A 19,793-nucleotide genomic window follows, 5' to 3' on the forward strand; every position below is an offset into this window, starting at 1 on the left:
TCACGCCGCCGACGACAAACGGAACGTAGCTGTCGATCGACTGGTCAGCGCCGGAGCCTGTTTCGACCGAGGCGACTGCCGTAAAGCCGTTACCGCCGTCGAAATAGTAACTGATCAGGTTGGTGTCCTTGGTGCCGTACGGGATGATGGTGTCCTGGACGACGTTGCCGGCGTAGCCGATGAACGAATCATAGACAGTTTCATCCTTGCCGACGCGGAAACCTCCAAGCTGGATCCAGGCGAAGTTCAGGGTAACCGCCTTGTTGTCCTGCACGCTGAAATCAACACCGCTCACGGTGTGTTTGGTATTGCCGAAGTTGAAACGGGTCTCGGTGTAGGTCTTCAACGTGCCGAGCTCGGTTTCCTGGCCGGTCCACGTCTTCAAATTGAAGCGGGCATTCTTGTTCCAGGTCTGCTGTTCGTCACCGTCCATAAGGTCGTGTGTCGTCGCGCCGTCGAAAACGCGGCCACCGTCCATGTTGCACAAATATCACTTCATATTTTCTTCAAGTTTGCTCCCGGCACAAGCGAGACATTGTCACAATTGTACGAAACTATACTTATTCCATTAGCCGGCAAACCGGTCATAGTCCGGTTGACATTCCTTTTACGTGTTATTTTTTGGAATAGACTTCTAACGTTGGCGGCGAAAATCAAGCCAACTTCGCCATCGCTGCGTTCTGTGCGGCAAGAACGACTTCCGCCACCAGATCCTGTTTGAGCATTTCAATGGGAATACGTCCGGCAAGGCCGGGCGCGGGGCCGACCAGCCACGACCAGGCACGCCGCGGATCGGGCATCGCGGATAACACTTCGTTGATACCCGGAGCCGGCCTGCCGTCGACGAACTGCGCCAGAGGAAATACATGTTTGCGGCCACCGGTGCGCAACGCAACGACCGTGCCGCTCCGCTGCCAGCGATGCAGGGTCGAGCGCGATATGCCGAGATTTTCCTGCAGGAAGGTCGACCCGGCGACCCGACCGGCCCAGTCCTCGACCCGCATCGCGTCGAGGTCGCCCGTTCCGGCCAGGGGTTGGATGTCTGCCTCCGTCGACAGAGGCGTCCGGGTACGGCGTTCCGTCGCTTCGGCCGCCAATATCCGCACGAACCGCGACGCCATGCCGGGCAATCTTTCCTGCATGGTGTCGATCGCCCTGATGTCGGTCGGCGCAAGCAGGGCGACGGCGGCGGCAACGGCCCCGGCGACCCTGCCCGCTGCGACGACCGCATCGCTGTTCGTCACCTTGCCTTGCCGCGCCAGCACGCGCTCGATCTCAACAGCGACGGCGTTTGCAAACTCGATCTGACGGATGGGGTCGATGCGATTCCAAGTCCCGGTCATGTCCTAATCTGGCTGTTTGCCCGCCTGTTCCGGTTTGCTCGGAAGCGGGTCTTTCGCACAGCCTATAGGCAGGGTGTATGACGGAGAGACGACAAACGGGAACCACGCACGGTCGCAGTGTCGGCAGGTGCTCCAGCCGATCTAACTGACCGATTTTGCATGAAATATCGGAAATTTCTCAGAACCCGCTCAGGATTTCGGGTCGCGCCGGTGCCAATAAGAAACGGGTCGACCGACGTGGTCCACGCATAGCCTTCCCGGAATGATTCGGCCGGCTGTTCAAGATGCAAGTCGACCGATTGGGCAGCCCGGCGACCTCTCATTGTCATCTGCCCGTGAGAGGACCGACATGACTTCTTTCCTGCACCTGGTGCGACAGCATCAGTTGGCTGCCTTCTTTTCGTTGGCGCTTGCCCTGAGCTGGTTTGCCTTCATCCCGTTCTACCTGTCGAATGGCGATACCATTCCCTGGTTTACCTTCGGCCCGATGGTCTCCGGATTCGTTGTCGCAGCCCTTTCCGGAGGCTGGGCTTCGGTCAAGGCCATTCTCGCTTCCGTGGTGAAGTGGCGGGTATCTCCGCTGTGGTATCTGGTGGCATTCGGCCTGCCATTCGGCACGCAGCTTGCCTCGATCCTGGTCAATCCGCTGTTCGGCTCGGCGACGCCGGTCTGGAGCAACATTCCTGCTGTCACTGAGATACTGCCGATCATCGCGCTGTATGCGGTCTTCAGCGGCCCGCTTGGCGAAGAGCCGGGATGGCGCGGCTTTGCGACACCGCGTCTGCTAGCCAGCCATTCGGCGCTGGCCGGAAGCCTGATCCTCGGCGCGATCTGGGCAATCTGGCATTTTCCGCTCGGCCTGGTCGGCGATCTCAGCGTCTACGGCACGATCAACGTCGTGCTGGCGGCAGTGGTGTTCACCTGGCTCTATCAGAACACCGGCAGTGTGCTTCTCGCCATTCTCATGCATGTCACTCATCAGAACAGCGTACGCATCCTGGGCAAGGTGTTCATCGACGCCGACTATGTCCAGCAGCAATGGATCGGTGTTGCGATCTGGGCGGTGGCTGCGATCGCCATCGTTGCCCTCTACGGCACCGAGAGCTTCGTCCGCAGGTCGGCAACGCAGCCCGCCCTCGCTGGCACCGTCTAATTTGCGGCGCGCAAATCCAAAGCGCCGCTTTCGGCGGCGACAGACCTTGACCCAGCCCTCCAGCCGTAGGCCAATACAGGCACGGCTTCAGGGAGCGGGCCGTTTCGATGCCGGGTTCGGCCACTGACCAGGTTTTTCAGTTTGGCGGTTTCACCCTCGATCTGGGCAAAGGTACGCTCGGCCGGGCCGAACAGCCGGCCTTCCTGCGGCCGAAAGCCTACGCATTGCTGACGCATCTCGCCCGCCATATCGGCCGTGTGGTGCCGAAGTCGGAATTGATGGACGCGGTCTGGCCGGGTGTTTTCGTCACCGAGGATTCGCTGACGCAGTCGATTCGCGAGATCCGCAAGGTGCTCGGCGAGGAAACGATACGGACCATATCGAAGCGCGGCTACATGCTGATCCCTGAAATCGAGCCGGTGCCCGAACCCGGCGCACAGCCGATCGTGGCGGTGCTCAGGTTCCGTAATGACGGCGCCGATCCGGCCGACGAAGCGATCGTCGACGGTATTGCCGAAGACATTATCAACGGCCTCGCCCGCTTCGGCACGCTGACGGTCCTGGCGCGCAATTCGAGCTTCTCGTTTGCCTCATATTCGCCCAGTGAATGGCCTGTCGTGCGTTCGCGCATCGGCGCCGATTATCTCGTCGAGGGTTCGGCGCGGCGGCAGGCAGACAGCATCGTCTGTGCGGTCAATCTCGTTGACGCAGCCAGCGCTTCCCAGCTCTGGGGGGATCGCTACCAGGCCGATTACGCTGGGCTGTCCGCCATCCAGCAGGAGATCGTCGAAAAGATCGTCGGCCGGCTGGTGGTTCGGGTGAACAATGCCGGCCTGCAACGTGCCTCGCGGCAGTCGGTAGCCAGCCTCGCCGCCCATGAACTGGTGCTGCGCGGCGTCGCTTTGCTGCGCGATCCGGCGCAAAGCGAACTGAAAGAAGCGGCAGCGTTTTTCGAAGCGGCGATCGTCAGAGACCCGGCCTATGGCCTCGCTTACACCTATCTGGCGCTGTCGCATGTGCTTAACAGCGAATTCGGACCCATCAGCGACGCCGTTCTGACGAAGGCCCGCGACCTGGCCGACCGGGGCATCGCATTGTCGCCGGACCAGGCAACGGCACACCGCATCCAGTCGCTGGTGCGGCTCAATATGCGTGAGCACGCGGCGGCCGAGCATCATTTGCGCATCGCGCTCGAGCTCAATCCGGGCGACGCGGACTGTATCGAGCAGATGGGGCATCTGTTGACAATGCGCGGCCGGCCACTCGACGCGCTCGCCTGGCTGGCACGCGCCATCCGCATCAACCCGCTGGACCCTCATTGGTATCAGTACGATCGCGCGCTCGCGCTATACATGCTGGGCGAATACCGCAGGCTGCCGAGGCGCTGGAGCTGGCGACGCGACCGAGGCCATGGATCCGCACCCGGCTTGCCGCCTGTTACGCTCAGCTGGGCGAGATGCAGGCGGCAAGGCGCCAGGCTGCGCTGATCAGCGCCGACGGCTCCAATTTCTCGCCGCTCGACTATGCAAGAACGGGCATCCCCTTCGAAAACGCCTCCGATGCCGAACATCTTGCCGACGGCGTGTCGCTGGCACTTGGGTAATCCTGAGGCGGCGGCCAACAGGCCGCTCGGCGGATCGCCCAAACAGGCTCAGTGCGGAAATTCGAGCCCCATTTCACGGTAGCGCTCGGGATCGTCGCCCCAGTTCTCGCGCACTTTGACGAACAGGAAGAGGTGCACCTTCTGCTCGAGTATGCCTGATATTTCCATGCGCGCGGCCTGGCCGATGGCGCGGATCGTCTCGCCCTTATGACCGAGCACGATCTTCTTCTGGCTGTCGCGCTCGACATAGATGGTCTGGTCGATGCGCACCGAGCCGTCCTTCTTCTCTTCCCATTTCTCGGTCTCGATGTGGGAGGAATAGGGCAGTTCCTGATGCAGCCTGAGATAGAGCTTTTCGCGGGTGATCTCGGCCGCGAGTTGGCGCATCGGCAGGTCAGAGATCTGGTCTTCCGGGTAGTACCAAGGTCCGGCCGGCAAGGTCTCGGCGAGATAGTCGAGCAGGTCCTTGCAGCCGGACCCGGTCAGCGCCGAAACCATGAAGGTGCGCTTGAACGGCACCCTTTCGTTGGCTGCCGCCGACAATGCCAGCAACGTCTCGTGCTTGACCCGATCGACCTTGTTGAGGATCAACACCATCGGCTGCCGGACATCCTTCAGCCGATCGAGGATGGCGTCGGCATCGCCCCGGATGCCGCGCTCGGCATCGATCAAGAGCAGCACGATATCGGCGTCCTTGGCACCGCCCCAGGCTGTGGTCACCATCGCGGTGTCCAGCCGGCGCTTCGGCTTGAATATGCCCGGCGTGTCGACGAAGACGATCTGCGCGTTGTTGTGGGTGGCAATGCCGCGCACGATGGCGCGCGTGGTCTGCACCTTGTGCGTCACGATCGATACCTTGGCGCCGACCAATTGGTTGACCAGCGTCGATTTCCCGGCATTGGGCGCGCCGATCAGCGCGACGAAGCCGGAGCGGGTAGCGGGAGCTTCTGTTGCCGGAGCTTCGGTGGCGGTCATGCGGCACTCCCTTGATTGAGCCAGACGCCTTCCCGCTGCAGAAGTGCCGCGGCTGCCGCCTGCTCTGCCTCGCGCTTGGAGCGCCCGCTGCCGGTCGCTGGCGGATAGGCGCCGACCTTGACGCTGACGGTGAACAGCGGATCGTGGTCCGGTCCCTCGCGGCTGTCGATTATGTAAACCGGCACCGCGCCTGCCGCCTGATGCGCCCATTCCTGAAGTTCGGTCTTCGCATCGCGGCGGGCGGCGTCGATGGCTTGTGAGCGCGGTTGCCAGTACCTGTGGATGAAGGCACGGGCCGCTTCCAACCCGCCGTCGAGATAGAGCACGGCGATGAGCGATTCCAGTGCGTCGGCGCGCAGATTGACGCGCTTGCGCCCATCGAGGCCGCGTACGTCCGAACCGGCGCGAATGAGTTCCGGCAGGCCGATCTCCTCGGCGATTTCCGCCAGGGCCTCGGCGTTGACCAGGGCGTTCAATCTGAGCGACAGCTCACCCTCGGCAGCGTCGGGAAATGCCGCCAGCAGCATATCGGCAACGACAAGGCCGAGAACGCGGTCGCCCAGGAATTCGAAGCGTTCGTAGTCGATGCCGGCATGACTGCCGCGAGCGCTGGCATGGGTCAGCGCCCGCTGCAGGCGTTGGTGGTCGCCAAAACTGTGGCCGGTGCGCTCCTTGAGCGCCTCGGCGAGCGCATCGGCGGTCAGCCGTTTTGTCGCCGCCATGGTCCTAATTGACGAAATGGAACAGGCGCGAGGCGCGCATCTGCGACGGCCATTTCCAGATTTCGAGCGGGCTGGCGCTGCCGCCGATCGAGAAGAAGATGAGGTTGGCGCGGCCGACCAAATTCTCTTCCGGCACGAAGCCGACGGTGAAGCGGCTGTCGGACGAGTTGTCGCGATTGTCGCCCATCATGAAATAGTGACCGGGCGGCACCTTGAACTCTTTGGTGTTGTCGCCGATCGAAGCCTGTGTCAGGTCGAGCGTGTCGTAGGTGACGCCGTTCGGCAGCGTCTCGCGATAGACATCGATCGGCCCGTTCTCCTCGGTGATGTCGTGGTTGTCGATCTGCCCGACCTTGACGCGTGGCACAGCGACGTCGTTGATGAAGAGCTGGCCATCCTTGACCTGGATCTTGTCGCCCGGCAGGCCGACGACGCGCTTGATGTAGTCGACGGAAGGGTCCGGCGGAAACTTGAACACCACCACGTCGCCGCGCTTCGGCTCGGAGCCCCAGATGCGGCCCGAAAAGATGTTCGGCCCGAACGGCAGCGAGTAGCGGGAGAAGCCGTAAGACCATTTGGTGACGAAGAGATAGTCGCCTTCGAGCAAAGTCGGCCGCATCGAACCGGACGGGATCGAGAACGGCTGGAACAGGAGCGTGCGGATGACCAGCGCAAGCAGCAGGGCCTGGACGATGACGCTGACGGTTTCGCCAAGTCCGCCGGATTTCTTCTGGGTTTTTTCAGCCACGCTCATGTCGTCCTCGATTGTGCGTTGGATGGTATAGAGTCTCGGCGCGCGCTGGGCAACGTCATGCCGGTCGTCAGATGCAATCAATGTGGCGCTTCTTCGACCGGCAACGCTTCAATGATCACAAAGGCTTGAGCGAGCGGAAAATCATCGGTGATGGTGAGGTGGATCACGGCGCGGTGCCCTTCAGGCAGGATTTCGTCCAGCCGCGCTGCCGCCCCGTTGGTCAGCGCCATGGTCGGCTTGCCGCTGGCCAGGTTGACGACGCCCATGTCGCGCCAGAACACACCCTGCGCCAGACCGGTGCCCAATGCCTTGGCGCAGGCCTCCTTGGCAGCGAAACGCTTGGCATAGGAGGCCGCACGCGCCGCGCGGTTTTCGGAGCGCGCCTGTTCGATCTCGGTGTAGATGCGTTGGATGAAGCGCTGGCCATGACGTTCCAGCGACTTCTCAATGCGTCTGATGTCGATGAGGTCGCTGCCGATACCGATAATCATTCGGCAGGAACTTCCGGCCCGGTTTTTCCAGCCTTTGCGGCTCTTTCGGCCAGACGCTTGCGGCGCTGCTCGTGGAAAGTGACCATACCCCAGCGGGTAATGCCGTAAAACAGCAGGCCGAAAACCAAGCCAAGAGGTATTGCGCCAATGGTCATCGGCTTAAGCACCGGTCCCCACAACTGCGCAAAGGAAAGATTATGCAGCATGTCGCCGAGATGCGCGGGTGGGCCATGCGCCGGCAGGTGTTCATGCAGGATCAGCTTGCCGACCTCCCAGGAGGCGGCCCATAGCAGCGGAAAGGTCAGGGGATTGCCGAAGACCGTGCCGAGTGCTGCCGCGACCAGATTGCCGGCGATCAGCCAGCACAGCATGGCGGCAATGATGAAGTGGAAGCCAAGCGGGAAAAAAGACGCGAATACGCCCGCCGCAACACCGGCGGCCACGGCATGCGGCGTGGCCCTAAGCCGCAGGATGCGCTTGGAAAAATACCGCAGCGAGCGCGAGAAAGAGCGGCGCGGCCACAAATAAGTACGCACCCGCTCGAAAAAACCATCAGGCTTGCGCCGTCGAAAAAGCACTCTGTTCCTGTTCCTAGTTCCATCAATGGCTTCGCGCCGGCTTTTCCCAGCCGGGGCGCGACAGCCCTATGCTGCGCTTTGCGGTCACCGAAAGGCAACTACGACTTTGATATAGCGATGTGCTAGCCGAAGAACAACGAGGCCGACGGCATCCGCTCGGTCGCCACTTGCGGCAGCCTTGGGTATCGCCATTCTGAACAGGGCATGATCGCGGCGAATTTGAGGAGCGCCACTCAGGAACGATACTCGCTGACCTCGACGAGGTTGCCGTCCGGGTCACGGAAATAGACCGACATCATCGGGCCACGGGCGCCGATACGCTCGACCGGGCCGACCTCTATGGCTACGCCGTTGGCCGCGAGGCTGGCGCATATCTCGGTGAGCGGCCGGGCGGCAACAAGACAGAAATCCCCAGAGCCGGGAGTCGGCGCCTTGGCCTTCGGCTCGAAGGTGCGCCCGACCTCATGCACATTGATCTTTTGCGTTCCAAACAGCAGCGCCGTTGTTCGGTCCGGCTCGTCGAGGCGCTTGAAGCCAAGCACGCGCTGATAGAAGGCGCAGCTATCGTCTACCGAACGAACTGTCAGCACGAAATGATCGATGCCGGTGATCACGGCGGCGGCTCCGTTATAAATTGCGGCTGCCCGGCTTGATCGCCGGTATGGCGGCAAGCTCGGGCGGCAGCCTGTCGGCCGGATAGGCCGGAACCTCGTATTCGGCGAGCGCGATCAGCGGCACGCCGACATCGGTCTTGCCGGCCGAGCGGTCGATAATGCATGCAGCGGCAACGACTTCGGCGCCAAGGCCGCGCAGGCAGTCGATGGTCTCGCGGATCGACAGGCCGGTGGTGACGATATCCTCGACAATGACAACGCGCGACCCCTTGGCGATTTCGAAACGGCGGAGCCTGAATTCGCCCCCTTCCCGCTCGACCCAGATCGCCGGCGCACCAAGATGGCGCGAGGTCTCATAGGCCGGGATCAGCCCGCCGATCGCCGGGCCGACGACATAGTCGATCCTGCCGGGAACGCCAGCGCGGATCTTTTCGGCCAGCGCCTTGCACAAGCGCTCGGTCTTGTCGGCATGCATGAAAACGCGCGCCTTTTGCAAAAAGACCGGGCTGCGCAGGCCGGACGTCAGGATGAAATGCCCTTCGAGAACGGCGCCGGCCTCGCGGAAAATGCCCAGCACTTCGTCGGTATTCATCGTTCGCTCCATGTCATGGTGAATAGTGAATGGTGAATAGTAGTGAGAGCACCCTCTTTCACTATTCACTATTCACTATTCACTATTCACTATTCACCCATTCACGCGTCGCGCGTCGCTGACGCTCGAATTGTCCTTTAGCTGCGACAGCAGCCGGTTCAAGTGCTTAAGATCCCACACTTCGAGATCGATCAGCATTTCGGTGAAATCGGGCGCGGTGCGCACCATCGATAAAGTGTGGATGTTGGCATCGTTGGATGCGACGACCTGCGCAATGTCGGCCAGCGAACCCGGTGCGTTGATGGCGGTGACCGAGACACGCGCCGGGAACCGCTCCTTGGTGCGCTCGTCAATATCCCAGCGCACGTCGATCCAGCGCTCGGGCTGGTCGTCAAAGGCCTGCAACGCCGGCGACTGGATCGGATAGATGGTGATGCCGGTTCCCGGCTGCACGATGCCGACGATGCGGTCGCCGGGCACCGCCCCCTCCGGCGCGAAGCGCACCGGCAGATCGCCGCGCACACCGCGGATCGGCACCGCATCGTCACGCGGCTGGTTCTTGTCCTTGCGTGCGGCGCGGCCCGGAATCTGGAACAGCATGCCGGCGGCGTTGCGGATCTTCGACCAGCCCTCCTCGCGCTGCTTGGGCGCGACCAGCGTGACGCGCTCGTCCTTGTAGTCGGGAAACACCGCCTTCATGACATCGGTAGAGGCAAGTTCGCCACGCCCGACCGAGGCCAGTACATCCTCGATGTCCTTGCGTGCCAGCCGGTGCAGCACCGGCTTCAGGTTTTCCTTGGTGAAGGTCTTGCCGGACCGTTCGAAGGCGCGCTCCAGAATGCGGATACCGAGACCCGAATATTGCTTGCGGATAGCGTTCTTGGTGGCACGGCGGATGGCCGAGCGCGCCTTGCCGGTAACGACCACCGATTCCCACGCCGCCGGCGGCACCTGCGCCTTCGAGCGGATGATCTCGACCTCGTCGCCGTTCTTCAGCTCCGTCATCAGCGGCATGATGCGGCCATTGACCTTGGCGCCGACGCAAGTGTCGCCAACGTCGGTGTGGACGGCATAGGCAAAGTCGATCGGCGTGGCGCCGCGCGGCAGCGCGATCAGCATGCCTTTCGGCGTAAAGCAGAACACCTGGTCCTGGAACAGTTCCAGCTTGGTGTTTTCGAGAAAGTCCTCGGGATTGTCGCCTTCGGCAAGCTGCTCGATGGTGCGCCGCAGCCAGGCATAGGCATTGGTCTCCTTCGAGATCGCATGGGCGGCACCATTCATCTTGCCGCCGGTATCTTTATAGATCGAATGAGCGGCGACGCCGTATTCGGCGATCTTGTTCATCTGGTAGGTGCGGATCTGCAATTCGACGCGCTGGCGCGACGGGCCGACGATGGTGGTGTGGATCGAGCGGTAGTCGTTCTGCTTCGGTGTCGAGATATAGTCCTTGAAGCGTCCGGGCACCATCGACCAGGTGGTGTGGATGGCGCCGAGCGCGCGGTAGCAGTCCTCGACCGTCTCGACAACGACACGGAAACCGAAAATGTCGGACAGCTGTTCGAACGACAGCGCCTTGGCTTCCATCTTGCGGAACACCGACCACGGCTTCTTCTGCCGGCTCTTGACCTCGGCCTTGATCGAATATTTGTCGAACAGCGTGGACAGTGCCTTCTCGATCTCGGACAGCACGCCCTTGTTGCGCTCGAAAATTTCGGCGAGCCGCGCGGTGACGGCGCGGTAGGCTTCGGGATTGATGAAGCGGAAGGCGATCTCCTCCAGCTCCTCGCGCATGCCTTGCATGCCCATGCGGCCGGCCAGCGGCGCGTAGATGTCCATCGTCTCTTCGGCAATGCGCAGGCGCTTGGCTTCCGGCACATGGTCGAGGGTGCGCATATTGTGCAGGCGGTCGGCGAGCTTGACCAGAAGCACACGCACATCTTCCGAGATCGCCAGCAACAGCTTGCGCAGGTTCTCCGCCTGCTCGGCCTTCTTCGAGACGAGGTCGAGCTTCTTCAGCTTGGTCAGGCCTTCGACCAGCTTGCCCATTTCCGGACCGAACAATTCGTCGATCTCGGCCCTGGTCGCCGTGGTGTCCTCGATCGTGTCGTGCAGCAAGGCAACGGCAATCGTCGCCTCGTCCATGTGCATTTCGGTGAGGATGGCGGCGACTTCGAGCGGATGCGAGAAATAGGGATCGCCGGAGGCGCGCTTCTGGTGGCCATGCTTCTGCATGGCGTAGACATAGGCCTTGTTGAGCAGCGCCTCGTTGACGTCAGGCTTGTAGCGCTGGACGCGCTCGACAAGCTCATACTGACGCATCATGGCGGGATCTCGCAATGCTGAAATGAATCATGCGCCGCACTGGCGTACGGCGCATGTCATAGATAGCCACGAAACTGCCGACGCGAAAGTGTCGGCAGTTGTTGCTAAGATCAATAATCGTCGCTTTTTTCCGGCGGTACCAGCCCTTCGATGCCGGCCAACAGGTCTTCTTCGGTCATGCGATCGAAGGTGACGTTGTCCTCGGCGTCGTCGGCATCGGTGGCCGCAACAGTGCTGCCGGTCTGGTCGGCAATCGCCTCGCCATCGGCTTCCGGCTCGTCGACCTCGACATGCTTCTGCAGCGAATGGATGAGATCTTCCTTGAGGTCGTCCGGCGATAGCGTCTCGTCGGCGATTTCGCGGAGCGCAACGACCGGATTCTTGTCGTTGTCGCGAGGTACGGTAATCTGCGCGCCCTGGCTGATTTGACGGGCGCGGTGGCCGGCCAGGAGCACCAGCTCGAAGCGGTTGTCGACCTTGTCGATGCAATCTTCAACGGTTACGCGGGCCATGAGTTGCCCCTTTCATGCCTGGATTTGATGGAAAACAGGCGCGGTCCATAACCCGAACGCCGCCAAAATACAAGCTTTTATGGCGGTGCGCAGCTCTGGCGCGTGCTCCCTGCGACGACGCAGCGCCGATCACAATTGCTTGCGGTGCCGCATGGTGCCTTGGATTGCCGTAAAACTGGCGTTATCTCGAACGATGAAGGCCAACAGGTCTATTATCAGACCGGCCGATAGTCGCCACGCATTTAGACGACCGCTTATTTCGAAAAAGGACATTTTTGCATGTTCGATCCTCGTGAAAAAATCGCTCTCTTTATCGACGGTGCCAATCTCTACGCCACCTCGCGCGCGCTGGGCTTTGACATCGACTACCGCAAACTTCTGTCGAGCTTCCAGAAACGCGGCTATCTGCTGCGCGCTTATTACTACACCGCGCTGGTCGAGGATCAGGAATACTCCTCGATTCGGCCGCTGATCGACTGGCTCGATTATAACGGCTTCAAGGTGGTGACCAAGCCGGCCAAGGAATTCACCGACTCGACCGGCCGGCGCAAGATCAAGGGCAATATGGATATCGAGCTGACCGTCGATGCGCTCGAGCTCGCCGACGTCGTCGACCATTATGTCATCTTCTCAGGTGACGGCGATTTCCGCACGCTGGTCGAGGCGCTGCAACGGCGCGGGCGCAAGGTCTCGATCGTTTCGACCATGGCATCGCAGCCGCCGATGATCTCCGATGACCTGCGCCGCCAGGCCGACCATTTCATCGACTTGATGGCGCTCAAGAGTGAAGTCGGCCGCGATCCGTCGGAGCGGCCTGTACGCCGGCCCGAGCCGGCCGAAGTCGACGAGGAAGACTATTGACGGTCGTTGCCTTGACCGCGCCTCTGGCCGTCTCTCCCGAACCCGATCGCGACTGCCCGCTCTGTCCGCGGCTGCACGACTTTATCGCCGAGTGGCGGCAGCGCGAGCCGTCCTGGTTCAACGCGCCAGTGCCGACCTTTATGCCGCCGGAAGGCGAGGATGCGGTGCGCTTGCTGATCGTCGGGCTGGCGCCTGGCCTGCGCGGCGCGAACCGGACGGGACGGCCCTTCACCGGCGATTTTGCCGGCGACCTGCTCTACAACACGCTGATCGCGCACGGCTTTGCGCGCGGCGAATTCAAAGCGCGACCAGATGACGGGCTGGAGCTTGTCGGTACGGCGATTACCAATGCGGTGCGCTGCGTGCCGCCGGAGAACAAGCCGGTTGGGGCCGAGATAACGACCTGCCGGACGTTCCTGGTGCCGACGATCGCGCGGTTTCCAAACCTGCGCGCCGTGCTGGCGCTCGGCTCGATCGCGCACCAGTCGACCGTGCGGGCGCTCGGCCAGCGCGTCGCCGCCTATCCGTTCCGGCATGGTGGGCAGCAGCAGGCCAATGGCATCGCGCTGTTTTCCAGCTATCATTGCTCGCGCTACAACACCAATACGGGCGTACTGACGCAAGCAATGTTCGTCAACGTTTTCAGTCAGATAGAAGCTTTTCTGAAGACAGATGGCCGGACGAGGCCCGCCGGCGCACAAGCCCTAGATTCGGGTGATCGCGAACAACCAGGCCAAGAGATCCAGCAACCATAGAAACAGTGCAAGCTGCAGCGCGACGCGCAGGCGTTGGATGATCCGCCAATTGCTGGCCATGTCGGATTTGATGCGCAGCGCAAGCGCTCGGTGCATCCCATCCATGGTTGCGGGAGGATGCTGATCGACGAAATCCTGGAGCAGCTTCTCGGGATCGAAACGGAACGTATAGTTATAATATGGCCACACCATAATCGCGACCAGCAGTCCGATAAGAAAAAGCAATGTCAGCGCCAGCCAGTCCCAAGGCCCTATGCCATCCAGGAGCGCCCTGCCTCCAAGGAGAGAACTCGCGAACGCAGTTGCAAAGATCAGATTTCCAGCGCGCGTATTGAGACTTTCAACCACGCCCTGCTGGTGTGCGAGGCCACGCACCGCCTCCGCATAGACAAACGCCAGGCGGGGATCCCCACCGTCCGTCGCAGCAGGCGGGGCGTTGCTGTCATTGGTTAATGAAGGGCGCTCCGGCATCAAATGTACTTAGCACGGCGCCGCCTGCGATATGAATAGCCACATTGGGGAAGGCTTCGTCGTTCCCGTCATCGCGCCACTGAGGGTGCTTTCGCCGGACAGGAATAGCGTCAATCCGACGCCGTCGCTTCAGGCGTTGCGGCAAACAACGCGGCCAGCGTCGCCGGCCCGCCTTGGAGAACATTCAGGTCGACGTCGCCGCTGATGCCGTCGACGCGGCCCCGGTTGTGGTACTGCCAGTAAATCCAGTCGTCATGGCCTGGCCGCAGCGCCAGCGAACGCAGCCAGCGCGGGCGGCCGGCTACCTGCCCGGCATAGGCTTGCGCGGCCTCGTCGGTCACATAGAGGATCGCCGTCTTGCCGAACGCTGCTTCGACCGGGCCGAGGAAGGCTGAGAGTTCGGCGCTCAGCTGTTCGGGAGTTGGCCGCTGCGGGCAATTGCCGCCGAACTCAATGTCTACCACCGGCGGCAGCAAAGGCTGATCGCGCGGCACCACCGAGATGAAGTTGCGTGCCTGATCGGCACCCGGCCTGCAGAAGGTGAAGAAGTGATAGGCGCCGACGGCAAGGCCGGCGGCGCGGGCCGCACCCAAATTGGCGGCGAAGGCATCGTCGACATGGTCGCCGCCTTCCGTTGCCTTGATAACGGCGAAGGCGACATCGTCGGCTGCAACACGCCGCCAGTCGATCTGCCGCTGATGATGGGAAACGTCGATGCCCCTGACCGGATATTTGCCGCGATCCGGAGAAAATGTCTGGAAGTAGGTATAGCCGCCGGCCAGGACGAGGCCCACCAGGAGCAGACCGGCCGCGCCCCATGAGACGATCCGGTTTTTCAAACGAGACCTATCCCTATTGGTCCGCCCTGCCCTCCGCCATGGCTCCGGGCGTTCGTCGCTCGAAAAGCCAAATCGTTGGCTTTTCGTCCGCTTCGCGGACCTCTGCTCACCCTCGCTCTTTCAGCAGCCGGCCCTTCTCGCGCGACCAGTCGCGCTGCTTTTCGGTCTCACGCTTGTCGTGCAGCTTCTTGCCACGGCCGACGGCGAGCAGCACCTTCGCCCGCCCTTGGTCGTTGAAATAGATCTTCAGCGGCACCAGCGTCATGCCTTCGCGGTCGACGCTCTGCGACAGCTTGGCCATCTCGCGCTTGTTGAGCAGGAGTTTGCGGCGTCGGCGCGGCTCGTGGTTGAAGCGGTTGGCCTGCAGATATTCCGGCAAATAGGAGTTGATCAGCCAAATCTCGCCGCCCTCGACCGAGGCATAGCTGTCCTGGATATTGGCCTGGCCCTGACGCAGCGACTTCACTTCCGTACCGGTCAGCACCAGGCCGGCCTCGATCGTGTCGAGCACCTCATAGGAAAACCGCGCCTTGCGGTTTTCCGCAACGGTCTTGTTGTTGGGATCGGCTTTTCTGACTTGATTCATGATGCGGAGAGGTGGCGCCTCATCCCTAATTTATCAAGCCGGCGTGCTTCATCGCCGCGTCGATCTTCTCGGCGGTCGACGGCTCGACCGTCATTAGCGGCGAGCGCAGCACGTTCTCGACCTTGCCCAGCTTCGACAGCGCATATTTCGCGCCGGAAACGCCGGGTTCCAGGAAAATCGCCTTGTGCAGTGGCAACAGACGGTCCTGCAGGTCGAGCGCCTTGGCGCTGTCGCCGGAAAGCGTCGCCTCCTGGAATTCGGCGCAGAGTCTGGGCGCGACATTTGCCGTCACCGAGATGCAGCCGACGCCGCCATGCGCGTTGAAGCCGAGGGCCGAGGCGTCCTCGCCGGAGAGCTGGATGAAATCCTTGCCGCAGGTGGCGCGCTGCTCCGAAACCCGCTCGACCTTGCCGGTGGCATCCTTGACGCCGACGATGTTCTTGAAGTCGTGCACCAATTGCCCCATCGTCTCCGGGCTCATGTCGACCACCGAGCGGGGCGGAATGTTGTAGATGATGATCGGCAGGCTGGTAGCCTTGGCGACGGCGGCGAAATGCGCGTAGAGGCCGCGCTGCGTCGGCCTGTTGTAATAGGGCGTGACGACAAGGGCCGCGTCGGCGCCCGCCTTCTCGGCATACTGGACCAGGCCAACCGCCTCTTCGGTGTTGTTGGAGCCGGCGCCGGCAACGATAGGAACCCGGCCCTTGGCGACCTCGATGCAGACCTTGACGACTTGGCGGTGCTCGTCATGCGACAGCGTCGGCGACTCGCCTGTGGTGCCGACCGGGACCACGCCCGTCGTGCCTTCGGCGATCTGCCAGGCGATGAAGGCGCGAAAGGCTTTCTCGTCGAAACGGCCGCTCTTTTCGAACGGTGTGACGAGCGCGGTCAGCGAGCCTCTCAGCATGTCGTCCAACTCCTTGGGGACTTTCGGGTTTGTCGTGCGCGCCTTCTAGCCGAAAGCGAAGCGGCGCACCATAGTCTCGACATTGTTGCGCGGCAAGCATTGCGCCAGCAATTGCAATTCGAATGACCTCGAGAAGGTTTTCTTTACGGGCCCTTCATCACAGACGAGTAAGCTTCAATTCATCTGTGTCTGTTGTAGCGTCGAAGAACGGGGATGACCAAATCCATGCCGATCAGGCGGCCTCATCTTTTCGCGCTTATCGGCGCGATCGTCGCCCTGATTCCCGGCGCGGCGATCGGCAGCAGCGTCGATGTGCAGGTTACGTCGGCGATTCCGATGACCGAGCCGCAGAACGATGCGGTGCAGCAGTCCCCGTCCGCGAGCGTCGCGGTGCTGAAGAGCGGTCTCGATGCGCTGGCGGCAAACGACATTGCGCGCGCGCGCCAGGTGCGCGAAGCGCTGCCGGCCAAATCGCTCGACCGGCACATCCTTGCCTGGGCGATCGCGCTCTATGGCGGCGACCAGGTGCCGAGCGGCGACATCGCCGATGCGGCAAAGATGCTGCCGAACTGGCCGGGTACGATCGCCTTGCGCAGGAACAGCGAGCGCGCGCTCTATCGCGAGAACCCCACGCCGCAGATCGTGGTGCGGGCGTTCGACGGCAGCCAGCCGCTGACCTTCGAGGGCGTGCTGATCCTGGCCCGCTCCTATGTAGCGCTGGGCGATACCAAGGCGGCGCGCTCGGTGCTGTCGCCATTCTGGCGCACCGAAAAGCTCGAAGCCAGGGACGAGGCGGCGGTCATTCGCGAGTTCGGTGCGCTGATCCCGGCCGCCGACCATCGCTTCCGCATGGAGCGCATGTTTTATGCCGACCGGGTCGCTTCGGCGCTGCGCGTCGCCGGTCTCGCCGGCGCCCAGCAATTGGCCGATGCCTGGGCGGCGGTCACCAAAGGCGACAAGAACGCGGCCAAGCTGCTGAAGGCGGTGCCGGCAGCGCAGCGGGCGGCCGGCTATCTCTTTGCCGAAGCCGAATATCTGCGCAAGCAGCAGAAATTTTCCGACGCCGCCGCGCTGGTGATGAAGGCGCCGGGCGACCGCGACGCTCTGGTCGATCCGGACGCCTGGTGGGTCGAGCGCCGGGTGCTGTCGCGCGAGCTGGTCGACCAGAGCGACATGAAGACCGCCTACAGAATAGTCGCCGCGCATGCCGCCGAAAGTCCCGCCAATGCTGCCGAGGCGGAATTCCATGCCGGCTGGTACGCGCTGCGCGGCCTCAAGGACCCGAGCATCGCCGCCAAGCATTTTGCGCGAATCGCGGAGCTCGCCCAAGGGCCAATGTCGCTGTCGCGCGCCTATTATTGGCTCGGCCGCGCCGCCGAAGTCGGCGGCCCCGGCAATGCCAAGGATTATTTCAGCCGCGCCGCAAGCTACGGCACGACCTTTTACGGCCAGCTCGCCGGCGAGCGCGTCGGCCGGCAGACCCTCAACATCGTCTACCCCCAGCCAAGTGCCGCCGACCGCCAGAATTTCGCCACCCGCGAGGCGGTCAGCGCCATCAAGCGGCTGCAGGAGGCCGGCTATGACCGCTATGCCGAGACGCTCTACCGCGACCTCGCCGGGCAGCTGAACAACCCCGGCGAACTGGCGCTGCTTGCGGTGTTGGCGGAAAGACAAGGCAACCATTTCATGGCGCTGAAGATCGGCAAGATCGCCGGCGCCCGCGGCATCGATGTCGGCGCGCTGTCGCATCCGCTCGGCGTCATTCCCGACACCGCCAACATCTCCGGCTCGGGCAAGGCGCTGGCCTATGCGATTGCCCGCCAGGAAAGCGAGTTCAACATCGGCGCAATCTCCAGCGCCGGCGCGCGCGGACTGCTGCAACTAATGCCAGGCACCGCCAAGCAATTGGCGAAGAAGGCCGGCATGACATTTTCTCAGGCCCGGCTGACCACCGATGCCGGCTACAATGCAACGCTGGGCGCTGCCTTTCTCGGCGAGCAGCTCGGCCGTTTCGACGGCTCCTACGTGCTGACCTTCGCCGGCTACAATGCCGGCCCCGCCCGCGCCGCCCAGTGGGTGGCGAAATACGGCGATCCGCGCGGCAAGGACGTCGATGCCGTCGTCGACTGGATCGAGCGGATTCCCTATACGGAAACAAGAAGTTACGTCCAGCGCGTGATGGAGAATTACGAGGTCTACAAGATGCGTATCTCCGGCAAGTACGACATTGTCGGGGATCTGGTGAACGGCCGGGGGTGACGACCGGGCTTCAAGCCAAGTTTGCCGGTCACAGCGTATTTTGTTCTTGCTTTGTGCCGGCAGCTATGCTACTAATTTAACCATAGTGCTGATTCGCACCGACGACCCGCCCAACGAGGCGGGTTTTTGTTTCAGGCTTTGAAAGTTCCGGACGTCGAGTTGGCGGACAGCGGCCCGCCCTGTCCTGCCGGACATCTCCCCAAGGGTCCCAGCTTCGTGGACAGTGCCTTTCTGCATCCGACGAAACTTGGCGAAAGCGACGATGACAGCCAATCTCCCGCTTGAGGGACCCTGCAACTTCGGCGCCTCCCCTATTTGACCCTACCGGCCCCTCGCCTGTAGCAGTTGAAACAAGCCAGCAGCGAGAGGAACGGAGTCCACATGGCAACCGAGCAGGGTTTCTCCGATTTCTTCTACGCCGCGCCGGACGGGCTGTCCCTGCACGCCCGCATCTACGGCGAAGCGAATTCCGGCCGCTGGCCAGTCGTTTGCCTGCCCGGCCTGACCCGCAATTGCCGTGATTTTCACGAGCTGGCGCTTTATCTGTCGACGCAGGCGAAGCGCAAGGTCGTCGCTTTCGACTATCGCGGGCGCGGGCAGTCCGCCTACGATGCCGATATCGGCCATTACAATATCGGCATCGAAGCTGGCGATATTCTCGCCGGGCTGGCGGCGCTGAGCATCGAGGAGGCTGCCTTCATCGGCACGTCGCGCGGCGGACTGATCATCCATGTGCTCGGGGCGATGCGGCCGGCCGTGCTGAAGGCCGTCGTCCTCAACGACATCGGCCCGGTGATCGAGACGCAAGGGCTCGCCCATATCCGCTCCTATCTCGACCCCGCGCCCAGGCCGAAGGCGTACGCAGAGGTGGTCCGCGGCCTGCGCAGCACCCATGGCGCCGATTTTGCGGCGCTGACCGATGCGGATTGGGAGCGGATGGCGTCAGCCCTCTACCGCGAGACCGAGGAGGGATTTCTGCCCGATTTCGATCCGAAACTGGTCGATACGCTGGCGGGCCTCGATCCCAGCCGGCCGATGCCCGATCTTTGGCCACAGTTCGACGCGCTGGCGGCCATCCCAATGCTCGTCATACGCGGCGCCAACTCGAAGCTGCTGTCCGCCGAAACGCTCGAGCAGATGCGGACGCGCCATACCGATATCGAGACGATCACCGCTGACGGCCAGGGGCATGCACCGTTTTTGGAGTCCGGGATCCTGCCGGGCAGGATCGCTGGTTTTTTCGATCGGGTGGAGCGGCGGAGCGGTTGGAAGTAAAACCACGGTAAGTTTAAGTAACTCTCTGCCTTATCTTGTACCTGTGAAGCATTCTGGCAGCGATTAACAGCTCTGCTGGCGTCCCGGAGAATAATTGTTGGATGTCGGCGCCGCCCCTCATCCGCCTGCTGGCACCTTCTCCCCGTGTAGTGACGGGAGAAGGACAGACGGCCGCAACGCT

22 protein-coding genes are annotated in these 19,793 nt (G+C 62.4%); 7 read left to right on the forward strand and 15 right to left on the reverse strand.

What is annotated here, in order from left to right:
* Together NKI01_RS15975 and NKI01_RS15980 are read right to left on the reverse strand one after the other, a co-directional pair.
* A partial coding sequence (locus NKI01_RS15975) for a porin (RefSeq protein ID WP_352963867.1) occupies positions 1-478 on the reverse strand: 478 nt, incomplete at its 3' end.
* A 175-nt stretch (positions 479-653) separates the two neighbouring features.
* The gene (locus NKI01_RS15980; protein ID WP_352963868.1) at positions 654-1,343 is read right to left on the reverse strand and encodes an antitoxin Xre/MbcA/ParS-like domain-containing protein; all 690 of its coding nucleotides are present in this window, start codon (positions 1,341-1,343) and stop codon (positions 654-656) included.
* 349 nt (positions 1,344-1,692) lie between these two features.
* Between NKI01_RS15980 and NKI01_RS15985 the strand changes: the two genes are divergently transcribed.
* From NKI01_RS15985 to NKI01_RS15995, 3 genes are all read left to right on the forward strand, one after another.
* On the forward strand, positions 1,693-2,496 hold the full coding sequence (locus NKI01_RS15985) for a CPBP family intramembrane glutamic endopeptidase (protein ID WP_352963871.1): 804 nt from the start codon (positions 1,693-1,695) through the stop codon (positions 2,494-2,496).
* 107 nt (positions 2,497-2,603) lie between these two features.
* Positions 2,604-3,983 (forward strand): winged helix-turn-helix domain-containing tetratricopeptide repeat protein, encoded by a 1,380-nt coding sequence (locus tag NKI01_RS15990; protein WP_352963873.1) that lies wholly within the window; start codon positions 2,604-2,606, stop codon positions 3,981-3,983.
* Complete coding sequence (locus NKI01_RS15995) at positions 3,953-4,099, forward strand: hypothetical protein (protein WP_352963876.1); 147 nt, start codon at positions 3,953-3,955, stop codon at positions 4,097-4,099. Before NKI01_RS15990 ends, NKI01_RS15995 begins: the two co-directional genes overlap by 31 nt.
* 48 nt (positions 4,100-4,147) lie before the next feature.
* Here the strand turns inward: NKI01_RS15995 and era are convergent, their stop codons facing one another.
* From era to rpoZ, 9 genes are all read right to left on the reverse strand, one after another.
* On the reverse strand, positions 4,148-5,074 hold the full coding sequence (era, locus tag NKI01_RS16000; protein ID WP_352963878.1) for a GTPase Era: 927 nt from the start codon (positions 5,072-5,074) through the stop codon (positions 4,148-4,150).
* Positions 5,071-5,796, reverse strand: a complete 726-nt coding sequence (gene rnc / locus NKI01_RS16005) for a ribonuclease III (protein WP_031194250.1) — start codon at positions 5,794-5,796, stop codon at positions 5,071-5,073. Before rnc ends, era begins: the two co-directional genes overlap by 4 nt.
* A gap of 4 nt (positions 5,797-5,800) precedes the next feature.
* Positions 5,801-6,550, reverse strand: a complete 750-nt coding sequence (gene lepB / locus NKI01_RS16010) for a signal peptidase I (protein WP_352963958.1) — start codon at positions 6,548-6,550, stop codon at positions 5,801-5,803.
* A 77-nt stretch (positions 6,551-6,627) separates the two neighbouring features.
* Entirely contained in the window at positions 6,628-7,041 is a 414-nt protein-coding gene (gene acpS / locus NKI01_RS16015) for a holo-ACP synthase (protein WP_023719885.1), read from the reverse strand.
* Positions 7,038-7,619, reverse strand: coding sequence for a DUF2062 domain-containing protein (locus NKI01_RS16020; RefSeq protein WP_023719886.1), 582 nt, complete (start codon positions 7,617-7,619; stop codon positions 7,038-7,040). The genes acpS and NKI01_RS16020 overlap by 4 nt, the downstream gene beginning before the upstream one ends.
* A gap of 233 nt (positions 7,620-7,852) precedes the next feature.
* A complete protein-coding gene (locus NKI01_RS16025) occupies positions 7,853-8,233 on the reverse strand; it encodes a VOC family protein (RefSeq protein ID WP_352963880.1) in 381 nt (126 codons plus the stop codon).
* 13 nt (positions 8,234-8,246) lie between these two features.
* Positions 8,247-8,825 (reverse strand): orotate phosphoribosyltransferase, encoded by a 579-nt coding sequence (pyrE, locus tag NKI01_RS16030; RefSeq protein ID WP_023719888.1) that lies wholly within the window; start codon positions 8,823-8,825, stop codon positions 8,247-8,249.
* A 93-nt stretch (positions 8,826-8,918) separates the two neighbouring features.
* Entirely contained in the window at positions 8,919-11,147 is a 2,229-nt protein-coding gene (locus NKI01_RS16035; RefSeq protein WP_023719889.1) for a RelA/SpoT family protein, read from the reverse strand.
* Positions 11,148-11,257: 110 nt separating this feature from the next.
* Positions 11,258-11,659, reverse strand: a complete 402-nt coding sequence (rpoZ, locus tag NKI01_RS16040) for a DNA-directed RNA polymerase subunit omega (protein WP_352481861.1) — start codon at positions 11,657-11,659, stop codon at positions 11,258-11,260.
* Between the two features lie 279 nt (positions 11,660-11,938).
* On the opposite strand from rpoZ, the gene NKI01_RS16045 reads away from it, so the two are divergent.
* Both NKI01_RS16045 and NKI01_RS16050 read left to right on the forward strand, forming a co-directional pair.
* Positions 11,939-12,520, forward strand: a complete 582-nt coding sequence (locus tag NKI01_RS16045) for a LabA-like NYN domain-containing protein (protein WP_352814806.1) — start codon at positions 11,939-11,941, stop codon at positions 12,518-12,520.
* Complete coding sequence (locus NKI01_RS16050) at positions 12,517-13,275, forward strand: uracil-DNA glycosylase (protein ID WP_352814805.1); 759 nt, start codon at positions 12,517-12,519, stop codon at positions 13,273-13,275. The genes NKI01_RS16045 and NKI01_RS16050 overlap by 4 nt, the downstream gene beginning before the upstream one ends.
* On the opposite strand, the gene NKI01_RS16055 is transcribed toward NKI01_RS16050, so the two are convergent.
* From NKI01_RS16055 to dapA, 4 genes are all read right to left on the reverse strand, one after another.
* Positions 13,225-13,746: a hypothetical protein gene (locus tag NKI01_RS16055; RefSeq protein ID WP_352814803.1), complete on the reverse strand. Its 522-nt coding sequence runs from the start codon at positions 13,744-13,746 to the stop codon at positions 13,225-13,227. The genes NKI01_RS16050 and NKI01_RS16055 overlap by 51 nt on opposite strands.
* A gap of 110 nt (positions 13,747-13,856) precedes the next feature.
* A complete protein-coding gene (locus tag NKI01_RS16060) occupies positions 13,857-14,585 on the reverse strand; it encodes a GH25 family lysozyme (protein ID WP_352814801.1) in 729 nt (242 codons plus the stop codon).
* A gap of 106 nt (positions 14,586-14,691) precedes the next feature.
* Positions 14,692-15,171 (reverse strand): SsrA-binding protein SmpB, encoded by a 480-nt coding sequence (smpB, locus tag NKI01_RS16065; RefSeq protein WP_023719895.1) that lies wholly within the window; start codon positions 15,169-15,171, stop codon positions 14,692-14,694.
* Between the two features lie 25 nt (positions 15,172-15,196).
* The gene (dapA, locus tag NKI01_RS16070) at positions 15,197-16,078 is read right to left on the reverse strand and encodes a 4-hydroxy-tetrahydrodipicolinate synthase (RefSeq protein WP_023719896.1); all 882 of its coding nucleotides are present in this window, start codon (positions 16,076-16,078) and stop codon (positions 15,197-15,199) included.
* A gap of 225 nt (positions 16,079-16,303) precedes the next feature.
* Between dapA and NKI01_RS16075 the strand changes: the two genes are divergently transcribed.
* Complete coding sequence (locus tag NKI01_RS16075; protein WP_352494886.1) at positions 16,304-18,337, forward strand: lytic transglycosylase domain-containing protein; 2,034 nt, start codon at positions 16,304-16,306, stop codon at positions 18,335-18,337.
* 381 nt (positions 18,338-18,718) lie between these two features.
* Positions 18,719-19,612, forward strand: coding sequence for an alpha/beta fold hydrolase (locus NKI01_RS16080; RefSeq protein WP_023719897.1), 894 nt, complete (start codon positions 18,719-18,721; stop codon positions 19,610-19,612).
* The last annotated feature ends 181 nt before the right edge of the window (positions 19,613-19,793 follow it).

This window comes from Mesorhizobium sp. M0815 (assembly GCF_040319995.1).
Taxonomy (GTDB): domain Bacteria; phylum Pseudomonadota; class Alphaproteobacteria; order Rhizobiales; family Rhizobiaceae; genus Mesorhizobium.